The sequence below is a fragment of the Nannocystis bainbridge genome (genome assembly GCF_028368995.1).
Taxonomy (GTDB): Bacteria; Myxococcota_A; Polyangia; order Nannocystales; family Nannocystaceae; genus Nannocystis; species Nannocystis bainbridge.
The window spans coordinates 678,782-696,171 of record NZ_JAQNDL010000003.1 but is presented as its reverse complement, the minus strand read 5'-3'; the positions used below and the strand labels follow the sequence as shown (position 1 = coordinate 696,171).

Annotated in this window: 10 protein-coding genes; 7 read left to right on the top strand and 3 right to left on the bottom strand. The window is 73.6% G+C overall.

Going from position 1 to position 17,390, the window contains the following annotated elements; translation table 11 throughout:
- Positions 1 to 196: 196 nt before the first annotated feature.
- Positions 197 to 2,377, bottom strand: coding sequence for an MMPL family transporter (locus tag POL25_RS28150; protein ID WP_272089316.1), 2,181 nt, complete (start codon positions 2,375 to 2,377; stop codon positions 197 to 199).
- A gap of 134 nt (positions 2,378 to 2,511) precedes the next feature.
- Between POL25_RS28150 and POL25_RS28145 the strand changes: the two genes are divergently transcribed.
- From POL25_RS28145 to POL25_RS28120, 6 genes are all read left to right on the top strand, one after another.
- Positions 2,512 to 3,498 carry a terpene synthase family protein gene (locus POL25_RS28145; RefSeq protein WP_272089315.1) on the top strand — a complete coding sequence of 329 codons (987 nt, stop codon included), beginning with the start codon at positions 2,512 to 2,514 and terminating at the stop codon, positions 3,496 to 3,498.
- A gap of 327 nt (positions 3,499 to 3,825) precedes the next feature.
- Entirely contained in the window at positions 3,826 to 5,286 is a 1,461-nt protein-coding gene (locus tag POL25_RS28140; protein WP_272089314.1) for a sensor histidine kinase, read from the top strand.
- 123 nt (positions 5,287 to 5,409) lie between these two features.
- Positions 5,410 to 6,288 carry a hypothetical protein gene (locus POL25_RS28135; protein WP_272089313.1) on the top strand — a complete coding sequence of 293 codons (879 nt, stop codon included), beginning with the start codon at positions 5,410 to 5,412 and terminating at the stop codon, positions 6,286 to 6,288.
- A gap of 9 nt (positions 6,289 to 6,297) precedes the next feature.
- Positions 6,298 to 8,625: an ATP-dependent helicase gene (locus POL25_RS28130; protein ID WP_272089312.1), complete on the top strand. Its 2,328-nt coding sequence runs from the start codon at positions 6,298 to 6,300 to the stop codon at positions 8,623 to 8,625.
- Between the two features lie 34 nt (positions 8,626 to 8,659).
- Positions 8,660 to 9,220: a hypothetical protein gene (locus POL25_RS28125; RefSeq protein ID WP_272089311.1), complete on the top strand. Its 561-nt coding sequence runs from the start codon at positions 8,660 to 8,662 to the stop codon at positions 9,218 to 9,220.
- Between the two features lie 258 nt (positions 9,221 to 9,478).
- Positions 9,479 to 10,447, top strand: a complete 969-nt coding sequence (locus POL25_RS28120; protein ID WP_272089310.1) for a WD40/YVTN/BNR-like repeat-containing protein — start codon at positions 9,479 to 9,481, stop codon at positions 10,445 to 10,447.
- Between the two features lie 188 nt (positions 10,448 to 10,635).
- On the opposite strand, the gene POL25_RS28115 is transcribed toward POL25_RS28120, so the two are convergent.
- The gene (locus POL25_RS28115) at positions 10,636 to 10,953 is read right to left on the bottom strand and encodes a hypothetical protein (RefSeq protein WP_272089309.1); all 318 of its coding nucleotides are present in this window, start codon (positions 10,951 to 10,953) and stop codon (positions 10,636 to 10,638) included.
- A 216-nt stretch (positions 10,954 to 11,169) separates the two neighbouring features.
- Between POL25_RS28115 and POL25_RS28110 the strand changes: the two genes are divergently transcribed.
- Positions 11,170 to 12,744 carry an amidohydrolase gene (locus tag POL25_RS28110; protein WP_272089308.1) on the top strand — a complete coding sequence of 525 codons (1,575 nt, stop codon included), beginning with the start codon at positions 11,170 to 11,172 and terminating at the stop codon, positions 12,742 to 12,744.
- Between the two features lie 244 nt (positions 12,745 to 12,988).
- Here the strand turns inward: POL25_RS28110 and POL25_RS28105 are convergent, their stop codons facing one another.
- Positions 12,989 to 17,371 carry a serine/threonine-protein kinase gene (locus POL25_RS28105; protein WP_272089307.1) on the bottom strand — a complete coding sequence of 1,461 codons (4,383 nt, stop codon included), beginning with the start codon at positions 17,369 to 17,371 and terminating at the stop codon, positions 12,989 to 12,991.
- Between the last annotated feature and the right edge of the window lie 19 nt (positions 17,372 to 17,390).

Below are 17,390 nucleotides of genomic sequence, written 5' to 3'. Positions count from 1 at the left end.
GGTCGATAGGACAGGGCTCATGAGCCATGCTCTGGGGGACATGTCCCCAAGTTCATGTTGTCTGCCGAGCGCCGTGTAGCGGCCTCGAGCGGGCGAATCGGGTATGTCCGAGGAGACAGGTCGCATGGGCAAGGTGCTGGAGGACATGTCCTTTGGTTCATTTCGCCTGAAGCAAGGGCTTGGCGCACGGGACGTGTCAGGCGCGGCGGCGGTAGAAGCGTTCGCCGGCGCGGCTGGTGAGGGAGTAGAGCAGGGGGCCGAGCAGGCCGCCGACGCCGTGGGCGCACAGGACGGCCAGGCCGGCCGCGATCGCGAGCGAGCGCCAGACCGGCTCGGGGGCGGCCAGCAGGGCCAGGGCGGCGGCGAGCGGGCCGAGGGCGTTGGCGAGGCGGCCGGGGTCGATCCACGGGCGGCCGGCGGCCAGGGCCCGGACCGCGCGTAGGCCGGCGACCACCGCGGCGGAGCCGGCCAGCAGGAACACCGGCAGGGTCAGCGGGCCGAACGAGCGGCCCAGCGCGTGGAGGAGGATCAGCAGGCCGCACTGGGCCACGATCGCGGCCAGGGCCAGGGCCAGGGCCAGGGCCAGGCGGCGGGTCGCCAGCCACACGACCAGCGCCGACAGCCACGCGCCGGCGGCCGCGATCGCGCCGGCGCGGGCGGAGAAGCGGTCGTGCTCGGAGCGGGCGAACACGCCGGGGCCGCGCAGGTCGAGCTCCGCCGGCAGGGCGTCCGGTTCGCTGGCGAGATAGGCGCGGGTGACGACGCCGTCGGGGCCGAACTTGCCGGTCAGCCACGGCCCGAGCGGGCCGGCCAGCGCGGCCTCGGGGCTCGGCGGCTGGCGCAGGTCGTCGCCGGCGCCGCGGATGAACTCGCCGAACGCGTCGGGGCGCATGCCGAACTCGGCGATCGTCGTGCGCAGCAGCTCGAGCCGGCCGCGGATGTCGAGGGCCAGCAGGCCGTCGAGGCGGGCCTCGAGCTCGGGCTCGGCGACCACGAAGGCCCCGGGCGCGTCGACGCGATCGATGCGGGTCGGCACCAACGACAGCAGCGCCGGCAGCTCCTCGGCCGCGCGCGCCAGCGCCTCCTCCGGATCGGCGCCGCGGCTGTGGAGCAGCGCGACGTCCTCGGGGCGGAAGAACTCGGCCCGCACCGCCGCCTCGGCGGCCGCCAGCTCGGGGGCGGCCAGCGGCAGCGGGCTCGGGCTGTCGAAACGGACATGTCGTGAAGACCATGCCCCAAAGGACAGGATCAGCGCGCACGCGGCCGCGGCCGCGAGGGCCAGGCCGAGGCGCAGCGGCGGCGGGTCGGGGCGGGCGAACGGGGCCCGCTCGCCCGCCGGCTTGCCGAGCCAGGCGGCCAACGCGGGCTGGACCAGGCGCCGCGCCAGGCCGGCGGCGGCGAGGCCCGCTGCCCACGCCAGACCCCAGGTCTGCCAGGCCGGGTACGGCGTGAGAAGGAGTGGGGTCAGGGCGAGGGCAGAGAGAGCGGTGGTCGTCCAGTCAGGGCGCGCCGGAGCGGCGGAGATGCCGACAGCGAGCGCGAGCAGCGGCAGGTCGAGCAGGCCGAGCGGCGCGACGAGGACGGCCAGCAGCGCCGCAGGGCCGAGGATCGCCAGCAGCAGGGCGACCACCGGGCGCACGCTGCGGAACGCGAGCGCGAGGACCAGGGTGAGCGCGGCGGCCAGCGTCGTCAGCACCCGCGGAGCGGCGGCCATGGCGGCCGAGGCCGCTTCGTCGCGGGCCGGGGCGCCGACCACGGACAGCGAGACCGGGTGCCCGGCCACGAGCGCGGCCGCACCGGCGCGCAGCTCGTGGGCCGAACCGCCGGTGTGGAAGCAGAGGAGAGCGGCGCGCCCGTCAGGGGCCACGAGGTCGCCGCGGACCGACGCCTCGGGGCCGGCGTCGGCGAGGAAGCCGAGGCGACCGGACAGCTGCGGGGCGAGCTCTGCGAGGCGCAGCGGGTCGCGGCGCAGGTCGTCACCGACGAGCCCGGCGAACGGACTGGCGAGCCGAGCCCTGGCCCCGGCGATGGCCGAACGCAGGGCATCCGGCGCGAGCCGGTCGGCGAGCGCCGCGTGATAGTCGCGCGGCAGCAGCGAGAGCGCGTGGGCGTCGAGCCAGCGGCGGGCCTCGGCCGGCGGCGGGGCCAGCGGGCAGCGACCGGCGAGCGGCTCCAGTGCCGCGACCGCGGCCTCGAGGGCCTCGTCCGGCGCGCCGTCGTCGAGGCGAACGCGCAAGTCGATCTCGATCACAGGTTTGTGGGCTGCGGGGATCAGGCCCCACACCTGAGCCTCACTGCCCCGAGCCGCAGCGACGAGGCCGAGCGCGGCGCAAACGGCGAGCCACGCGAGGGCCGTGAGAGTGGGGCGCTCGAACACCTGTGCAGAAGTATATCACCACCGAATGGTGAGGTTGAAGCGGCTGCGAGTCGTGCCATGAAGTGGCATCATCACGGGATAAGCTTGGCATGGGTTGGGATGGATCACCGCAGGGGTTGCTCTTCGGAACCAAGATGTCCTCGCTGCTTCAGACGTCGATCTTTGAACCGCACGCTGCTCCGATCAACCGGTATGCGGAGCTCGTGGAGCGCGAGGGGATCGCGTGGGTGCTGCGCTTCTTCCCCGCGGTCGCGCTGAGCCCGGGCCGGCTGCGCAAGCTGCAGGCGGCGAAGTTCGCCCGTTTGGCCGCGCGGGGCCTGCCCCGGGCCCCGCTGGCCGAGCTGCGCCTCGTGTGCGACTGGATCACCTGGCTGTTCTTCTACGACGACGCCCTGTGTGACGACGTCGCCGCCGCCCCCGATCCGCTGAAGCGTCTTCACGATGCGCAGGTGCGGATGTCGGCGGTGCTCCGCGGCAGCCCGCCGCTCGACGACGACGAGCCGCTGGTCCACATGCTGGCCGAGCTGGGCGCGCGCACCGCAGCGTGGGCCGCGCAAGGCTTCATGCCGCGGTTTGTCGCCGAGGTCGAGCGCTACTTCCAGAGCAACGTGTGGGAGCTGCGGAACCTGCTGCACCAGCTCCGACCGGCGCTGCCGATCTACCTGAAGATGCGGCCCTTCACCGGCGCCGCCGGGGTGGTGTTCGCCCTCATCGAGCTGGTCCGCCACGAGTCGCTCGGCGACGTCCGTCAGCACGTGGTGGTGCAACAGCTCGAGCTGCTGGCCAACAACGCGATCTGCTGGGCCAACGACATCGGCTCGCTCGAGAAGGAGATGGTCGAGCAGAACCCGCACAACCTCGTGCTCGTGTTGCAGGCCGACCAGAACCTCGGGCTCGACGAGGCGCTGACCCGGGCGATGGCGATGCAGAGCGCCGAGGAGGACGCGTTCGACGCGCTGGCGGCCAGCCTGCGCGACTACCAGGGCCTGGGCGCGCCGGCGGTGCTCGGCTACGTCGCCGACCTGGGGTCGTTCGTCCGCGGCAACCTGGTGTGGATGCAGGAGACGATGCGCTACCGCGCCCGCCTCAGCATGCGCAGCTACGGCAGCGCGGCGGCGTGACGAGGCGAGCCCGCGGCGATCGTCGCGGGCTCGGGCGTCCCTCGCGGCGGCGAGGCGAGGTCGTGCGGATGACGCGGCGCGGGGCGAGGGGGCAGGAGATCGTCGCACGTCGCACGCGCGCTGGGGTGTGGCGCACATCGCTGCACGGGGCGTTCGCGGACCTGGGTCGCCGCCGGTGACGGGCCGGCAGCTCGGGGCGAGGACGGACCGAGACGCGCCGCTGGAGGCCGCGGCGCTCGCGGCGGCGGTTCGCTAGAACGGCGCGGCCGTGGTAAAGAGGTCATCCCGGCTGTGCCGAGCTCTCTCTGGAACAGACTCCGCGCTGCGATGCTGTGGGGGGTCCCCTACACGGGCTCCCCCGCCCTCGCGGCGCGCGTGATGTTGACCAACCAGGTCTTCGTCGTCTGCCTCGCGGTCATCCTCGCGTACATGGGCCTGTTCGTCACGCTCGGCCTCTACGCCGAGGCGCTGACGATCATCCCGTTCTGGTTGGCCTACTTCGCCTGCATGGCGACCAACAAGTTCGGCTGGTTCAACGTCTCGCGGATCGGCCTGTGCATCTGCTGCTGCACCGCGATCGTGTTCTTCGCCTCGATGCTGGGCGAGCCGGCCGGCCTGCAGTTCATCATGTTCCCGATCATCGGCTTCCCGCTGGTGTGCTTCGAGGCGCGCGAGCGGGCCCAGATCATCTTCTGCATCGGCTTCGTGGTCGTCAGCTTCTTCGTCGGCGAGCTGTCGAACTACACCCTCGCGCCGCGCTCGGCGGTCACGGTGGCGGCCCAGCACTGGTCCTACCTGCTGATGATCCTGACGACCTTCACGCTGACGCTCGGGCCGACGCTGCTGTTCTTCGTCGCCAGCCACCGCGCCGAGGGCCGGCTGATCCACTCGAACACCGAGCTGCAGCGCGTCAATGATCAGCTGAACCGCGCCCGCGACGAGGCGATCCGCGCCAACCAGGCCAAGAGCTTCTTCCTCGCCAACATGAGCCACGAGCTGCGCACGCCGCTCAACGCGATCATCGGCTACGCCGAGCTGCTGCGCGACGAGCTCGAGGACCAGGGCGTGCGCGCGGCCAGCACCGACCTCGAGAAGATCCGCGGCGCCGGCAAGTACCTCCTCAACATCATCAACGACGTGCTCGACCTGTCGAAGATCGAGGCCGGGCGCATCGACATGTTCTGGGAGACCTTCGCCCTCGACGACCTCGTGCACGACGTCGCCGGCATGATCCGCCCGCAGGCCGAGGCGCGGCGCAACCGGCTCGAGCTGATCCGCCCGGCCGCGGGGCTCGGGGCCGTCACCGTCGACAAGACCCGCCTGCGCCAGGCGCTGGTCAACCTGCTGCACAACGCCTGCAAGTTCACCGAGGCCGGCGTGGTCAAGCTCGCGGTCGCGCGCGAGCCGGGCCGCCAGGGCGAGCCGATCGACGAGTGGGTGACCTTCAAGATCACCGACTCGGGCATCGGCATGTCGCCCGAGATCGTGCGCGAGCTGTTCCAGCCGTTCTCGCGCGGCGACCTCGAGTCGTCGCGCAAGTACGAGGGCACCGGGCTCGGCCTGGCGATCAGCCGTCGCCTGGTTCGCATGATGGGCGGCGACATCACCGTCGAGAGCACACCCGGGATGGGCTCCACCTTCACCGTGCGGATCCCCGCCCACGCCACCCTGGCAAATTCGAGCGGCAGCGGCTCGCAGGCGGCGACCGGCTCGCAGGTCGCGACCGTCAGCAGCTCCTACTCGGCCAGCGCCAGCAGCTCGTTCTCGTGGATCGGCGGCGGCCCGTGAGCGCGTCCGGGGCCCGAAGCCGCGCCCGGCCCGCGATCCGCGGTGCCGGTCGGCTCGTGGTTTTGGGGCTAGGCGGCGCGCGCCGTCCCCGTGCTAAGGTCGGCCCCGGGGGACGGTGATTCGGTGAAGACGGCGCCGAGCAAACGCGGGCCGACGTCCAACAAGTACGCGCTCGAGTTGGACGGCAAGCCCTGCGGGTGGCTCACCGACGTCTCGGGTGCGTTCACCTCCGGTGAGCTCGGGGGCCCCGTCCGGATCGACCGCTACGAGGAGCTGACGCTGCGCTGCTGGCCCGGCATGCCGCACGAGCTCTACGCCTGGGTCGCGGCGTCGATGACGGCGAGCCGACCGACGCCGGTGCGCGGCCAGGTGATCCTCGCCGACGACGGCACCGCCGAGATGAGCCGCCTCAGCTTCGCCGGCGGCGTCGTCACCGAGCTCTCGCTGGCCTCCTACGAATATGGCTTTCGGGACAGCTTGAAGCTGGGCGTCAAGTTCAGCCTGCACGGCTCGCGGCGCAGCTACAACGGCGGGCACCTCGGCGGCGAGGCGATCGAGGCTCGCAGGCCGCTGCCGGCCACCGATCCCGAGCTGCACATCGACGGGCTCGAGGAGGCGTGCAGCCAGGTGCGGCGGATCGAGGGCCTCACGATCCGCCAGCGCATCGAGCGTCCGCCCGGCGACGACGGGCTCCACACCGTGCGTCGGGTCGAGCCGCCGACGGTCGGACGGCTCGCGCTGGTGCTTGCGGAGAACAAGGCCCTCGGGTTCACGCGCTGGCTCGAGGCGGTCCAGGCCGGGCGCAGCAACGGGCGCGCCGCGACCTTGACGCTCGGGGCGCCCGCGGTCGGCTTCACCGTCGTGCTGCAGCAGGTGCGTCCGGCGCGGATCGTCGACGAGCCCGGCGACATCGGCGACAGCCGGCGGCGCGAGGTGCGGGTCGAGCTCGACGCCCGTGGCGTCGAGTTCGCGTTCGCGCCGGTCCGCGAAGCCGTGGTATAGGCCCGGGCCGTGCAGTTGAACCCGGCCCAGCAGGCGGCGGTCGAGCACCGCGGCTCGCCGCTCCTCGTGCTCGCCGGCGCAGGCACCGGCAAGACCCGCGTCATCACCCACCGCGTCGCCGCGCTCATGGACGAGGGCGTGCCGCCGTGGCGGATCCTCGCCGTCACCTTCACCAACAAGGCCGCCGCCGAGATGCGCGCGCGCATGGAGAAGATGTGCGAGGGCAAGGTCGACGTGTCGCAGCTATGGGTCGGCACGTTCCACTCGATCTCGGCGCGGATCCTCCGCCGCCACGGCGAGTCGGTCGGGCTGTCGCGCAACTTCGCCATCTACGACACCGACGACCAGACCCGCCTGATGAAGCGCGTGTTCAAGGAGTTGAACCGCGACGAGGACCAGGTCAAGCCGCGGGCGATCCTCGGCCACCTCGATCAGCTCAAGAACCGCGGGCTCACGATCTCGCAGGTCGAGCAGCTCGGGCTCGAGGGCTTCATGACGCGGCTGGTCGCGCTGCTCGGGCGCCGCTACGAAGAGCTGCTGCGGGCCGCCGACGCGGCCGACTTCGGCGACCTGCTGGTGCTGGCGGTCAAGCTGCTGGAAAAGGCCGGGACGGAGCAGCCGCGGCCGGGCGCGCAGTTGGTCGACGTCGACCCGGTGATCGGGCTCAAGCGGCGGTTCCTCCACGTCGTCGTCGACGAGTATCAGGACACCAACCCGGTCCAGGCGCGGCTGGTCGAGCTGCTGTCGGGCCGGGCCCAGCTGTGCGTGGTCGGTGACGACGACCAGGCGATCTACGGCTGGCGCGGCGCCGACGTGTCGCAGATCCTCGGCTTCCCCGATCAGCGACCCGGCTGCGAGCTGATCCGCCTCGAGCAGAACTACCGCAGCACCGGCCACATCCTGCGCTGCGCCGACGCGATCATCCGCCGCAACGAGGGCCGGCTCGGCAAGACGCTGTGGAGCGAGCTCGGCGACGGCTCGCTGGTGACGCTGCGCGCCTGCGAGGACGAGCGCGAGGAGGCCCGCTTCGTCGTCAACGAGATCCTCGACGCGCTCAACGAAGACATCCCGGCGGAGGAGATCGCGGTCTTCTACCGCACGCACGCGCAGTCGCGGGTGATCGAGCAGCAGCTGACCGACCGCGGCATGCGCTACGCGATCTTCGGCGGGCTCGGGTTCTTCGAGCGCAAGGAGATCAAGGACACGCTGGCTTATCTGCGCCTGCTGCAGAACCCCAACAGCGACCTCGACTTCACCCGCATCGTCAACGAGCCGGCCCGCGGGATCGGCGACACCACCGTCGGCCGCCTCACCGCGCTCGCGGCCAACCGCAACGTCTCGCTGCTGACGATCGCGCGCGCGCCCGAGGAGGCCGGGGTCAGCGGCGCGGCGGCCAAGCGCCTGCACGCGTTCGTCGCCATGATCGACGAGCTCGCCGCGCGTCTGCACGCCGGGGTGCCGCTCGGTCAGCTCGCGACCGAGGTGCTCGAAAGGACAGGTTATCGCGACGCTCTGGTCCACGAGGGCAGCGACGAGGCGGAGGCGCGGGTCGAGAACCTCGACGAGTTCGTCGGCGCGCTGACTGATTTCGTGCAGGAGCACCCGGACCAGACCCTGGCCGACTACCTCGAGCAGGTCAGCCTGGTCGCCGACGCCGACGGCGGCGGACGCGGCGAGGTCCGGGCCGTGCGGCTGATGACGATCCACAGCGCCAAGGGGCTCGAGTTCGAGAAGGTCATCCTCACCGGCATGGAGGAGAAGGTGTTCCCGCACTCGCGCGTGATCGCGGGCGAGGACGCGGCGCGCGAGGAGGGCCGGCGGCTGCGCCCCGAGGAGCGGGCGCAGATCGAGGAGGAGCGGCGGCTCGCCTACGTCGCGGTCACGCGGGCCAAGCGGCAGCTGGTGATCACGTGGGCCAAGCGGCGGCGGCTCTACAACCAGGAGTTCATCGGCACGCCGTCGCGGTTCGTGCGCGACCTGCCGCCGGACTCGGTGCGCGGGCGGGTGCCCGGGGTGGTCCGGCGCGAGGCGATGGCGGTGCCGCAGGGGTTGTCGCTGCCGAGCGCGCCGCCGCGAGCGCCGGCGCCCGTGCGCGAGTCGTCGTGGAACAGCGACATCGTCTACGACGAGGGCGTGGCCGCGCCCGCGCGGCGGGGGCCGGCCGCGGTCGGGGGCGACGCGCCGGCGCTCTACAAGGGCATGGCGGTGCGCCACCGCCAGTACGGCGAGGGCACGCTGGTCGGCTGGGACGGCACCGGCAGCAACGTCAAGCTCGCCATCAACTTCCCGGGCGTCGGCGTGAAGACGATCTTGGCCCGCTTCTGCGAGCCGCTGTGATCGTGACCGGGCCGGAGTGCTAAGCTCCCGCCCGATGCTCTTCCGCGCGCTCGTCGTCGTCGCTCTCGCGGCCCTCGTGGCCACCCCCGCCTGCAAGGGCTCGGAGTCGCCGCAGCCGGCCGAGAGCGAGCCCGCGCGGGTCCTGCTGGTGCCCAAGGACCATGCCCTTTACGCCAGGTTCGAAGGGACAGGTCTCGAGAACGACTGCAGCGACGACGCGGCGTGTCATCGCGGCGGCTGCTCGGACGAGGTGTGTGCGGCGGGTGAGTCGTCGCCGGGCACCTGCGACGCGCTCGAGGTGCAGATCCCCGCCGGCGCGAAGTGTGGCTGCGTGGCCCGCGAGTGCGCGTGGTGGTCCGACGGCAGCGTCACCCTCGCGGCCGCCAGCGCCCCGCCGAGCCCCGCCGAAGAGGCCGGTCCGCGCTGCGGCGACATCACCTGCGGCGCCGGTGAGACCTGCATCGAGTACTACGGGGTCGCCGGCCCGCGCGGCCCCAAGTTTCAGACTTGTGGGATCCCCTGCCCGCACGGCAAGTGCGGCGACGGCAAGAAGTGCATCACCATCGCCGACGGCCCTGGCCCCGTGTGTCAGTGAGCCGCGCGCGCGCGGCGACGGCGAGCCGTGCATCACTCTCGCCGACGGGTCACGCCTGGGTTCGCTGGGTTCGCCTCCGCCGCGCCGCATCTGCATGTCCGAACAGACATGTCTGAATGGTCATGCTCCTGAAGTGGCCCCGAGCGGGCCAGAGAACGGAGTTTGCGGGGCGTGGGGGCCGGGCGGGACACCTGCGGGGCCTGGCGAATCCGCGCATTTTTGCTTGTGAGGCCGTCGGGCGGCGGTTAGCGTCGGAGCATGAAGCTCCGAGCGCTCACCCCGATCCTCCTCGTGCTGATGGCGCCGCTCGTCGGCTGTAACGACGACGACAAGAAGAACACCTCGACCTCCGGCGGCTCCGGCGCGTGGGCGGTCGGCGAGGACGCGACGATGGTCCGCCTCAACCCCGAGGGCGACGTCTGGTACTACCCGCTCGAGGTCGAGGGCGACCTGCGGGCGATCGCTTGCAAGGGCGAGGCGACCGGCGTGGCCGTCGGCGACGACGGGGTGGTGCTGCGCACCGACGACAGCGGCGAGACCTGGAAGACGATCGACGTCGGCACGCGCGCGCCGCTGCGGGCGGTGATCCTGTCGGGCACGACCCCGGCGTACATCGCCGGCGACGGCATCGTGCTGCGCTCCGACGACGACGGCCACAGCTTCCGCGCGGTGCCCGACGCGGAGGCCGACTTCACTTCGGTGACGACGACGGCCAAGGGGACGTACGCGTGGCTGACGACGGCGAGCGGGCAGATCTGGCAGCTCGACGGCGAGGTGCTGAAGCCGGTGTTCACGACCTCGGAGGGCCCGCTGTCGGGCATCGCGGTGACGCCGGACGGCGAGAGCATGGTGGCCGTCGGCGCCGGCGGCCTGGTCGTGCGCTCGGACGACGGCGGGGCCCATTGGTCGAGCCTGCCGACGCCCACGCGCCGCGACCTGCACGCGGTACGGATCTCCCGCACCGCCGACCTGGTGGTCGCGGTCGGCGCGGCGGGCGTGGTGCTCCGCCTCGACGATAATCTCGGCGACAGCGCCCAGGAGCTGCTCGAGCCGGGCCTCGCGCTGAGGGCGCTGCACCTGGCGATCGACGGTCAGGGCCAGGCGGTCGGCGACCACGGGGTGGTGCTCCGCTCGCACGACGCCGGCGTCGCGTGGGAGGCGCTCGACCTCGGGCTCGAGGAGGCGCTGTTCGGCCTCGACGACCTGCACGGCGAGCCGCACCTGTAATCGAGCTGTGACGTGAGGTGAGTTGCGTGGCGCGAGGGACATGTCCTTCGCGCCATGTGCTTGAAGCCATGAATGAGAGGGCATGTCCGCGAGGACATGCCCTCTGTCGGCGCCGGTACCGGGCCGGGGGCTCGAGCGGGCACGTCCGGCAGGACCTGCCTCTCAGCGCGCCGGCGCGGCGCGCGGCGTCACGACTTGGGGTCGACGCGGGAGAAGTCGGGCTCCTCGCCGCCGCCGGTGACGCCGCCGGCGCTGCCCTGGGTCAGCTGGGCCCGGTACTCGTGGAAGGAGGTGCGGGCGCGCTCGATGGCGTCGCGGATCGACTCGATCGTGGAGTCGGTGGCGCTGCGGATCTGCTGCTCGAGCTTCTCGACGTGGGGCTCGAGCTGCTGCTCCCAGCGGTCGCGGGCCTCCTTGCCGGCGAGGTTGAGGCGGACGCGGATCTCGTCGCGCAGCGTCCGGAGCTCCTGCATGCTGTTTTCAAGGGTGTCTTTGAGGGAGGTCATCGCGGTCTCCTTGGCGCCGGTGGTCCGGCGCGGCCGCGGTGGTTATGCTGCGCCTCGCATGCAGCGCAACCGAACTGGACCACAGCGACGGAGGGCGACGTGCGCGCCCGGTTTCTGAGCCGCCGGAGCTGGCTCGCGGGGGCATCCGCGCTGATCGCGTGCCGTGCGGGCGGGCGCAGCTCCGGTGCGACCTGTCCTCCGGACCAGGGAAAGGGATTGCTGGTCGTCCGCGGCGGCACGATCTGGACCGGCGATCCGCGGGAGCCGATCACGCGCGCGGTCGCGGCGGCGGACGGGCGAGTGGTCGCGCGCGGGGCCGCGGCCGAGTCGCTGGCCCGCGACTGTCCCCGGGGACAGGTCATCGATCTGGCCGGCGGCAGCGCGGTGCCGGGGCTCACCGACGCGCACGCCCATTTGGTGGGGCTCGGCTCGGCGCTGGTCGAGGTCGATCTCCGCGGGGCGCGGTCGATCGCCGAGGTGGTCGAACGCGTGCGCCGCGACGCCCCGCCCGACGGCTGGATCACCGGCCGCGGCTGGGACCAGAACCTCTGGCAGGGCGCGGCCATGCCGGGCCACGATCCGCTGACGGCCGCGTTCCCCGAGCGGCCGGTGTGGCTGCGCCGCGTCGACGGTCACGCCGGCTGGGCCAACGCGGCGGCGCTGCGCGCGGCCGGGATCACGGCGGCGACGGAGGTGCCGACCGGGGGCGAGGTGCTGCTGCGCGACGGGCCGTCAGGGCGCGAGCCGACGGGGGTGCTCATCGACGCGGCGATGGACCTGATGCCGACGCCGGCGCCCCCGGAGCCGGAGCTGCGGCGGCGGCTGCTGCTGGCCCAGGACTACGCGCTGGCCCGCGGGCTGGTCGGCGTGCACGAGATGGGCGTGGCCCGCCATGTCGATCGCTTGCTGCGCGAGCTGGCGGCCGAGGGCCTGCTCAAGCTGCGCATGGTCGGTTACGCCGACGAGTCGTGGTTCCGCCTGGGCGACGGCCTCCCCGACCTGGCCGATCGGCCAGCCGCGGACGATCGCTATGCCCTGCAGGGGGTCAAGATCTACGTCGACGGCGCGCTCGGCAGCCGCGGGGCGGCGCTGCTGCAGCCGTACAGCGATCGGCCGGGCCACACGGGCATGTTCCAGCACGCGCCGGGGCAGCTGGCGACGGTGCTGACGCAGGCGCAGGCGCACCGGTACCAGGTGGCCGCGCACGCGATCGGCGACGCGGCCATCCGCGCGGTGCTCGAGGCGCTGGCCGGCTCGCAGGCGCCGGCCGATCACCGGCTGCGGGTCGAGCACGCGCAGATCGTCGACCTCGCCGACATCCCGCGGTTCGCCGAGCTCGGGGCGATCGCCAGCATGCAGCCGACCCACGCGACCAGCGACATGGCGTGGACCGAGCAGCGGGTCGGCGCGCAGCGGCTGGCGGGGGCGTACGCGTGGCGCCGCTTCCTCGCGGCCGGGGTGCCGCTGGCGTTCGGCTCCGACTTCCCGGTCGAGGAGGTCGAGCCGACGTTCGGGCTGTACGCGGCGATCACCCGCCAGGACCCGCAGGGAGAGCCGCCCGGCGGGTGGTTGCCCGATCAGCGGCTGACGCTGGACGAGGCGCTGGCGGCCTTCACCCGCGGGGCCGCGTTCGCGGCCCGCCGCGAGCGGTGGGCGGGCACGCTGGCGCCGGGGATGCTGGCCGACCTGACCTGCTTCGCCGGCGACATCACGAAGATGTCGCCGCTCGAGCTGCGCACGGCCGCGGTGCGCGCGACGATCGTCGGCGGCGAGGTCGTCGGACCGAAGTGAAGAGGATGTCTCTTCGGGCATGCTCGATCGAGCATGATCGAAGGGACATGTTCTTAAAGATTGGTCAGTCGGCGTCGAGGGCTGCGCGACGGAGGACCGCCGCGGGCGTCAGGCCTTCGGGAGTCCGGCTCTTCGTCGCCAGACCCGCGGCACGGTCGTGAAACGGGTCGATCATAGGTCCTAAAGGACATGCTCCATCGAGCATGTCTCTCGGAGCATAATCTTCAGAACATGTCCGTTCGGGCTAGTTGCCGAGCAGCGCCTGCCAGGCGGCGTCGTCGGCGAGGGCGGCGAAGCGGGGGTCGAAGCGGATGCGGTCGGCCATCAGCTCGCGGGCGGGGGCGTTGCGGAGGGCGCGGTCGGCGAATTCGCGGGCGGCGTCGCGGCGGCCGGCCACCGCCTCGAGGGCGGCGCGCTCGTAGTCGATGTCGAGGTCGGTGCGGCGGGCGGCCGGCAGCAGGGCGGCCAGCGCCGCGGCGGCGGCCAGGTCGACGCGGGCCCGCTGCTCCTGCTTCAGCGCGCTCCAGGCCCGGCCGCGCTCGAACAGCAACCTGACCTTGAGGACATGTCCATCGACGTCGCCGGCGGCCGGGCGGAACTCGCCGAGGTCCGACAGATCGGTCGTCAGCGTGCGCTCGATCAGCGGGTCGCCGTGGTGGCGCAGCACGTCGTCCATCGCCTCCCAGAACAGGCGGAAGTAGCCGGTGCCGAAGGCGGCGCGGACCAGCGGGGCGATCGTCTGCCGGCGCGCGCGCATCAGGCCGAGCAGGGCCGCGCGGGCCGACGGGTGTTCGAGCAGGCCGGGCCGCAGGGCCGCGGTGGCCTCGTGCCAGCGGCCGAGCTCCGACAGCGCCAGCGCGCGCCAGATCGCCAGCTTCGGGTCGTCGCCCGGGAGCCGCTCGAGCTCGACCAGCGCCGACTCGGCCTCGCCCTGGACCAGCAGGCGCGCCGCGTAGGCGATCGCCGACTCCTCGGTCGCGGCGCTGCGGCGGGCCCCGCGGAGGGTCAGCGCGCGCAGCTTGGCCGAGCTCCACAGGCTGGCCGGGTCGCCGAAGCTGCTCGGCATGACGACCAGCTCGTAGCGGCCCGGCGGCGGCATGGCCTCGGTGGTGAGCCGCGAGCGACGCTCGTGGCGGACGCCGTCGACGACGGCGCTGCAGACGATCTGGCCCAGCTCGGGCAGCAGCTCGAGGGTGAGGCGGAGGTGGCCGGGGCGGGCCGGATCTTCGCCTGACTCCTGGGTCAGGATGTGCTCCTCGAGGCCCGCGACCTGGCACAGGTGGCGGCGGCGGAACATGCCGCCGCCGCCGATGATGTCGATGCGCACGGCCGACAGCAGGGCCGGGCTGCCGACCGGGCGCACGCCGATCACCAGGCCCGAGCCCCACTCCCCGCGCTCGAGCGCGAGGTCGACCTGGAGGCCGAGCGGGCCGGTCGACCACTCGAACGGGAAGCGGGCGATCGGGCCGTGGCCGGCGAAGGCGTCGATCTGCAGGTGCTGGCCGACGAGGTCCTGGTGCGCGGTGGTCGGGTCGTCGATCTGCCACGGCGTCGCCAGCGGCTGGTCGAAGCGCAGGGCGACGACCTCGACGTCCTCGACGATCCCGGCCAGCTGGGCCACGCGGTCGCGCACGTGGGCCGCATCGGCGCGCGGCAGGTCGTCGCGCTTGGCGAGGAGCCGCGTCACTCGCAGGGCGTCGGCGAACCGACCGGCCCGCTCGTAGGCGCGGGCCGCCCCGAGCAGCGCGTCGGTCTGCTCGCCGAGTTGCTCGAACCGCTCGGCGGCGGCGAGGTGATCGCCGGCGGCCTCGTGCAGCGCGGCGGCCCGCAGGCGCGCGGCGGTGCGCGGCGCGTCGGGCAGGAGGCCGGCGAGGTCGTCGAGGGCGCGAGCTGCCTCGGAGGACAGGTCGAGCCTGGCCAGCTCCTCGGCGCGCTCCCACGCCCGGGCCAGCAGCGGATCGGCCAGCGCGGGCGTCGGCGCCGACTGGGGCGCGCGCGCGAGCGGCAGCGTCGGCGTGGCCTCGTCGCCGGCGCCGAGCAGCCACGACTCCTGGCTGGTGGTCGCCACCGTGGTGCGCACGACCAACTCCGCCGCCGGGTCGCCGTCGACCTCGACCAGCGCGACCGGCTGGAAGCCGGCCAGGATCGCCGCGCCGAAGCTGCCGTCGCGGCGCTGGCGGTGGATCACGCTGAAGCCCGGCTGCAGCTCGGGGTCGTGGACGCCGAGCAGGATGTCGTCGAGGCCGTCGCCGTCGAGGTCGCCGACGTAGAGCCGGTGCAGGTCGACCGGGGCGGCCGCGCCGGCGCGACGCGGCGCGGGCAGGAACTGCACGGTCTCGAGCTCGCGGCCGGCGAGGCGCAGCAGATAAACGCCGGCGGGCGGCCCGGTGGGGTTCTCGGCGGAGAAGGCGATCTTGCTCGGGTAGTAGTCGGTCTTGGCGGCGACGAGCAGGAGCTCGCCGGCGGCGGTGCGCAGCGGGGCGAGGCCGACCACGGCGCCGAGCTTGCGGCGCGCGACCAACTCGAGCGCGCGGCCCTTGCCGGGGCGGAGCACGCGGACGTCGAAGGCGCGCCACGGACCGGCGGCGATCGCCAGCTCCTCGGCGCCGTCGCCGTCGAGGTCGGCGGCGATCACCGCGTTGATGTCGGAGTTGGTAGCGTCGGTCTCGGGGTGCGGATGGTCGACGCGCCAGGTCCCGTCGGCTCCTGTCCGAAAGGACAGGAGCACCCGCCCGTACGGACCGGTGCCGACGTAGACCTCGCGCGCGCCGTCGCCGTCGAGGTCGGCGACGGCGGCCCCGAGCGGCTCGTCGCCGGTGACGCTGATCAGCTCGGCCAGGCGCTCGGGGCCGGCGGCCGCCAGCGAGACGCGGCGGTGGGCGGCGCTCCAGGTGACCAGCAGCGGCGGCTGACCTGGCCCGAGAGACAGGGGCTGCAGGCGCGCGGGCAACCGGCTCGGCAGCGCGTAGCTGCGCACCGGCGGCAGCGCGGGGGTCGGGCGGACGACGTCGAGGCGGCCGGGCGCGGGGCTGTCGACGTGGAGGTAGAGCTCGGGCTCCGCGGCGCCGGGCGGCGAGAGGGTGCCGGCGCCGAGGACATCGTGGCCGAGCGGGGTGGCCACGGCCCAGGCGGCGGCCAGCGGCGCGAGGTCGGTGAGGGTCGGATCGCCGGGCGTGCGCGCGCGGGCCTCGGCGATCGCGGCGAAGTCACGGCGGGCGAACGCCGCCTCGGCGCAGCGTCCGGCCCACGGGCTCGCGGGCGCCTGGCCGGCGAGCAGGGTGCACAGGTTGCCGAGCTGGTCCCACGACCACTGCTCGTGGAACAGGCGCACGAAGTCGCCGAGGATCGTGCGCTCGGCGGTGGTGTCGAGCGCGGCCGCGTAGGCGCGGGCATAGGCGGCGCGGGCGGCCGGGATGTCGTCGCGGGCGCGCATGCGGTCGCCCCAGCTGCGCAGGGCGTCGGCGAGGGCGCGGGTGGTGCGGTGCTCGGGCACGGCGACGAAGGCGTCGAGCACGGCGGCGGCGTCGGCCTGGCGACCGGCGCGGAGGAACTCGTCGATGCTGTCCTCGGCCGCGCGCAGGCGCCCGGCGGCCAGCGCCTCGGCCTGGGCCTGGGCCTCGCGGTCGCGCCACGAGCTGACCCAAAGGACAGCCGCGAGCACGGCCACGAGCGCGGCCGTCGTGGCGGTCGCGATCGCTACGACGCGGCGACGGCGGCCGTGGTCGCGGGCCAGCTCGGCGGCCAGGGCGTCGAGGCCGGGCCAGCGCGCGCCGGGGTCGTGGGCCAGGCCGCGCAGCACCAGCCGCTGCAGCCAGGCCGGAACCGGTCGCTCGAGCCGCGGCGCCAGCTGGCCGCGCACGACCGCGTGCGCGACCTCGTCGGCGGTCTCGCCGGCGAACGGCCGCTCGCCGTGCAGCGCCTCGTAGAGCGCCACGCACAGGCTGAACTGATCCGACAGCGCGTCGGCCGGGCGGCCGCGGAACTGCTCCGGCGACATGTACGCCGGCGTCCCCAGCAAGATCCCCGAGGCCGTGCGGGTCGCGTGCGCCCGCGCCAGCGGGACCTCGTCGGTGTGCTCCTCGTCGTCCTCGTCGCCGAAGCGGACCAGCCCGAAGTCGACCACGCGGACCCGGCCGTCGTCACCGACCAGGATGTTGTCGGGCTTCACGTCGCGGTGGACCAGCCCGGCCGCGTGCGCCGCCGCCAGCCCGCGCGCCGCCTGGGCGAACACCGCCGCGACCTCGCGCCAGCTCCGACGCTGCTCCGAGAGCCATGTCCGAAGGGTCATCCCGGTGACGAACTCCATGGCGACGAACACCTCGTCGCCGTGGAAGCCGACCTCGTGGATCTGGACCACGTTGGGGTGCGACAGCTTGGCCAGCGCCTGGGCCTCGCGCAGCAGCCGGTCTTGCCAGCGCGTGCTCGTCTCGCCGCCGTCGCTGCGCTTCAGCAGCTTGACCGCGACCTTGCGGTCGAGCTGCGGGTCGTAGGCGGCATAGACCACGCCCATCGTCCCGGCGCCGAGACGTCTGAGCAGGGCGAACCGGCCGATCCGTCGCGGCTCGACGGACGGCTCGTCGCCTCCGGCCTCGCCGCCGGGACGGTCGTTGGGTGTCCGAAGGGACATACGGGCCAGCAGGGCGAGA